Origin of the sequence: Clostridium tarantellae (genome assembly GCF_009295725.1) — a bacterium.
GTDB classification, from domain to species: Bacteria; Bacillota; Clostridia; order Clostridiales; family Clostridiaceae; genus Sarcina; species Sarcina tarantellae.
On the sequence record NZ_WHJC01000242.1, the window covers coordinates 1 to 5156 of the forward strand.

The window sequence follows — 5156 nt, forward strand, 5'->3', positions numbered from 1 at the left end:
TTTATAGAGGTGATTTATTATGAATAAAGAATTTAAATTAAAACCATTAGAATATGATTATAATGCTCTTGAACCTTATATTGATGAAGAAACTGTAAGATTTCATCATGACAAACACCAACAAACTTATACTGATAACTTAAATAAAGCTTTATTAAATTATCCAGCAGCATATGATTTTACTTTACCTGAGATTTTAATGAATCTTGATAGAATCCCAGAAGATGTTGTTGAAGCTGTAATAAATAATGCTGGTGGAGTGTTTAATCACCAGTTTTATTGGGAAAGCCTTGCATCATCTCAATGTGATTGCACTAAAGAACCTAAAATAGTGTTAAAAGAAGCTTTAATTAAAGCTTTTGGATCTTTAGATAATTTTAAAGTTAAATTTAAAAATGCTGCTCTTGGTCAATTTGGCTCAGGTTGGGCTTGGCTAGTATTAGATAAGAATAAAGAACTTAAAATAATATCTACAGCAAATCAAAATTGTCCTTTATCAAATGGTGAATTTCCATTGTTAACAGTAGACGTTTGGGAGCATGCTTATTATTTAAAATATCAAAATAGAAGAGCAGATTATTTAGATAATTTCTTTAATATAATTAATTGGAATAAAGTAGAAGAAAGATTTTTAGAAGGACTTAACAATTAAAATTTTCATAAAAATCTACTAAATAAAAAAGCTATGAAATTCATAGCTTTTTTATTTAGTAGATTTTAAAAGTATAAAATTATACTTTTAAAAATAAAACATCATTAATTTTATCCATTATAATTAATTGGTTCTTACCTCTTGAACAAAGTAAAGCTGCTTGAAGCATAATTATTGGCAATGAAGTACTTCTTCTATATGCTATATATCTATCTTCCCACTTATCTGTGTATTTTTCTTTAAACTTTCTAAGACCTTTAAAAGAATACAAAAATTGTCCATTTTCATATAATTGTAATGCTAATCGTTCACTTAAAAAAGCATATTTTGATACACCTACATTAGCTAATGGAGCCATTCCCATATTAAAAGTTTTAAACCCTTTTACTTTACCTTGTTCTATTAAATTAATAAATATAAAATCCATTAACCCTGTAGGAGAATTTTTAGTAAATCTCATTAAATCTACTGAAAAACTTTTATCTTTATCATACATATACATTATATTAGAAAATGCTTTCATATCTCCATTGCAATCTTTTATTATAGCTATAGGGGCTCTATTTAAATAATCTTCATCAAAAAAGCCTACGGAAAACCCTTTTTCTTTTCTATTTTCTAGCCATTCATCAGAAATTTTTTTTAATTTATTCATTAAATCCTTTGAAAAAGGTGGATAAAGTACTTCAAAAGTATACCCTTCTTTAATCATTTTGTTTTTAGCTGCCTTAAGATTTTTCATCTTATTTCCTACAACTTTAAAACTATCAATTTCAATTTTAGCTTCTTCTCCTAATTTCATAAAATCATATCCATTAGAATGCAAATAATTTATCATTGTATCATCTATTTGATAAAATACAGGTGTATATCCATATGTATCAGCGAAATTACAAAATTTTTCTATTTCTCCAAGTATTTTTTCTTTATTTCCTATGGGATTTCCTAAAACAAATAACTTATCTACAAAAACTTCATATTGAAATAAAACATCTTTATCTTCATTTAAATAAACATATTTATCTTTTAAAAATATTAAATGGGTCAATGATGTTCCATTATAACTTTCTAAAATATTATTTATATCATCTTTACATTCATCAAAAGTTTTAACAGGTAGCTTTAAATCCCTATTTAAAAAATAAATAGCTACATAAATTACTATTACTATAGCTAAAGCTATTATTCCCATCTTATATGCCATTTTATATGATAAATAATGAATACTATTTACTGAAAGATGTTTGCTATATCTTGCTACAATATAAAAATATGTTATAAAAGAGATAATTAATATAATAGTATCTTTAATAATATTTTTCCATGTTACTACAAAAGTTTTTCTATAAAATTTATCTCTACTTAAATAAACCAAATAAGATACCATTAAAAGAAAAATTAATTCACTTAATTTAATACCTCTTGAAAAAGAAAAAATTATAGATAATGCTAAAAGTGAAATAGTAATTTTATATATTCCTTTTGATTTATATTTTATCATAAGAGAAGCTAATATTATTAAAAAACCTATTATAACGCTTATACCTATTGAAAAACCTATGGCTCTTTGCGCTAACAATATCTTTATAAACTTAATTTTATAAAGAATATCTGGTGCTATATTAGCTAATACTATAACACTACCTGAAATAAATACAAGAACTATTAATATTTTATAAGCTATAGTTGAAAGTATTTCTTTAGGAATACCTTGAAATTTTTCATTCACTTTTTTTCCAAAATCATGTACATATAATATAACTCCTATAGTAGCTGGAACTATAAAATAACTTATTCTATATAAAATTGTTACTAATAATGTTTGTTCTATAGGTATATTTAATGCTTTTAATCCTTCCATAAAAGCTAAATCAAAAGTTCCTAAGCCTCCTGGTATCATACTTAATATACCTAAAACAGCTGCTTCTACATATACAGGTAAAAATTGAAATACAGTAATACTAGCTCCTGTTATTTTAATAGTTGAATATATTAAAATAACAGTAGTTAACCACTCTGAAAAAGAAATACCTATAATTGATAATGTACAAAAAAATTCTTTACTATCTTTTGTTCTAATATATTTATATATTAAAAAAACTATAAGTATAGGAGTATATAAAGAAATTATTATTATTGGATATTTAACTAATCCTATACTTTCCCATTTTCTTAATTGCAAAAAAACATATATAATACAAATCAAAGATAATCCTGTTAAGTTTAATGCTACTATTTTTCCTATTTCTTTTAATAATTTCTTTTTATCATTTACATAATTTCCATAAAAATATTGTTTAAATGCTAAGGAAGTAGCTCCTCCAAAACCTAACAAACTAGATATAGAACTAGCAATCCATGAATATTTATATAACTTCATATTATTAAGTTTTATTCCCACTTCTTTCTTTAAAATAAAATCATAAAAAGATAATGGTATATATGAAATTATTCCCAATACTCCTATTATAAGTAGATTAATCCAAGTCAATCTATCTCTATATGTTAAAAAGTATTGCATATTAAAGCTTTTTATAATGTTGCTAAATTCTCTTACAACAAAAAGTAATACTGTAGATACAAATAAAATTTTAAAAACTAATTTAACTTTTTTATTCAAATTTATTTTGAATTTCATTTTCAAACTATCCTCCCTCAATTTATCCTTAGTTTTATATTAAATATATTTTTTACTAACCTTAAGTTTTTTACTCATATATTATTTTTTCAAAAATAATATATGAGTAAACTTTATAATTTAATGTTAGTTTTATAAAATTCTCTTGTATAATTATAACGTAAATTTTTAATTTTATCTAAGTTTTTCTATTTTAAATATTGCTTTTTAAAATAATTTTAAATTTTATTAGAAATATTCCTTAATTTACCAAAATATCTCATCAAAAAAACACCTCATTAAATAAAATTGATATAAATAATGTTAATTTTAACTTACTTATATTCAATATATTTAATGAGGTTTATTATAAATCTTTATTAGCTATAATATTAAATAAATTACTTTTTAATATTAAAGAAAGCGTTTAATCCTCTATATTCAGCAACATCACCTAATTCTTCATGAATTCTTATTAATTGATTATATTTAGCAACTCTCTCACTTCTAGCTGGCGCTCCTGTTTTTATTTGACCTGCATTAGTTGCAACAACAAGATCTGCTATTGTAGTATCTTCTGTTTCACCTGATCTATGTGAAACAACTGCAGTATATCCAGCTCTATTTGCCATTTCTATAGCATTTAATGTTTCAGTTAATGTTCCTATTTGGTTTAGTTTAATAAGAATTGAATTTGCTACTCCTTTTTCTATTCCCATAGATAACTTTTCAGTATTAGTAACAAATAAATCATCTCCTACTAATTGAATTTTATTACCCAATCTCTCTGTTAATAGTTTCCATCCTTCCCAATCTTCTTCTGCCATACCATCTTCTATAGATATTATTGGATATTTATTAACCCAATCTTCTAAGAAATCAACCATTTCAGCAGCAGTTAAAGTTTTTCCTTCATGTTCTAAAACATATTTGCCATCTTTATAATATTCAGATGAAGCAGCATCTATAGCTATAAACATTTCTTTTCCTGGCTCATATCCAGCTTTTTTAATAGCTTCTAAAATTACATCAATTGCTTCAGAATTTGATTTTAAATTTGGTGCGAAGCCTCCTTCATCACCAACCCCTGTAGAATAACCCTTTTCATTTAATGTTTTCTTTAATGAATGATAAACTTCTGCACAAGCTTGAATTGCTCTTTCAAAACAATCAAAGCCTACAGGCATAACCATAAATTCTTGTAAATCTACTGAATTATCTGCATGACTACCACCATTTATTATGTTCATCATTGGAACTGGAAGTACTTTAGCATTAGTTCCTCCTATGTATTGATATAAAGGAATACCCAAATAATTAGCTGCTGCTTGAGCCACTGCTAAAGAAACTCCTAATATTGCATTTGCACCTAATCTTCCTTTATTTGGTGTTCCATCTAACTCTATAAGAGTTTTATCAATATAAACTTGATCTAAAACATTCATACCAACTATTTCATCAGCAATTTCATCATTTACATTATCAACAGCTTGTTGAACACCTTTTCCCATATATTTATCTTTGTTACCATCTCTTAATTCAACAGCTTCATATATACCTGTTGAAGCTCCTGATGGAACTGCAGCTCTACCTATTGTTCCATCTTCTAATATAACCTCAACCTCTACTGTAGGAAAACATCTTGAATCAAGAATTTGTCTTGCTATTACGTCTACAATTTCTACATATTGTTTCATACCTTTTACTACCTCCTAAAGAAAATACCTTTCTAAATAATTCTTTTGTAGTATTCTCTTCTTTTAGTTTATAAATACATTATTTTCTGAATTTTTTTAATAATGTAATATTTGTTTTTATTCTATTACTTTAATATTATAAATTCAACCTTAATTAATATTACCAACTATACCATTATATATATATTAT

At 24.7% G+C, this 5156-nt stretch carries 3 protein-coding genes; 1 reads left to right on the forward strand and 2 read right to left on the reverse strand.

What is annotated here, in order from left to right:
• Positions 1-19 precede the first annotated feature (19 nt).
• Positions 20-652 carry a superoxide dismutase gene (locus tag GBZ86_RS12435; RefSeq protein ID WP_152891120.1) on the forward strand — a complete coding sequence of 211 codons (633 nt, stop codon included), beginning with the start codon at positions 20-22 and terminating at the stop codon, positions 650-652.
• Between the two features lie 79 nt (positions 653-731).
• Here GBZ86_RS12435 and mprF read toward each other — a convergent pair whose 3' ends face one another.
• Positions 732-3290 carry a bifunctional lysylphosphatidylglycerol flippase/synthetase MprF gene (gene mprF, locus GBZ86_RS12440; RefSeq protein ID WP_152891122.1) on the reverse strand — a complete coding sequence of 853 codons (2559 nt, stop codon included), beginning with the start codon at positions 3288-3290 and terminating at the stop codon, positions 732-734.
• Positions 3291-3670: 380 nt separating this feature from the next.
• Positions 3671-4966: a phosphopyruvate hydratase gene (eno, locus tag GBZ86_RS12445; protein ID WP_152891124.1), complete on the reverse strand. Its 1296-nt coding sequence runs from the start codon at positions 4964-4966 to the stop codon at positions 3671-3673.
• Positions 4967-5156: the final 190 nt, after the last annotated feature.

What these genes read in the sequence shown, in the direction of transcription:
- GBZ86_RS12435 (WP_152891120.1), top strand. Translation starts at nt 20, where the DNA reads ATGAATAAAGAATTTAAATTAAAACCATTAGAATATGATTATAATGCT.
- mprF (WP_152891122.1), bottom strand. Translation starts at nt 3,290, where the DNA reads ATGAAATTCAAAATAAATTTGAATAAAAAAGTTAAATTAGTTTTTAAA.
- eno (WP_152891124.1), bottom strand. Translation starts at nt 4,966, where the DNA reads ATGAAACAATATGTAGAAATTGTAGACGTAATAGCAAGACAAATTCTT.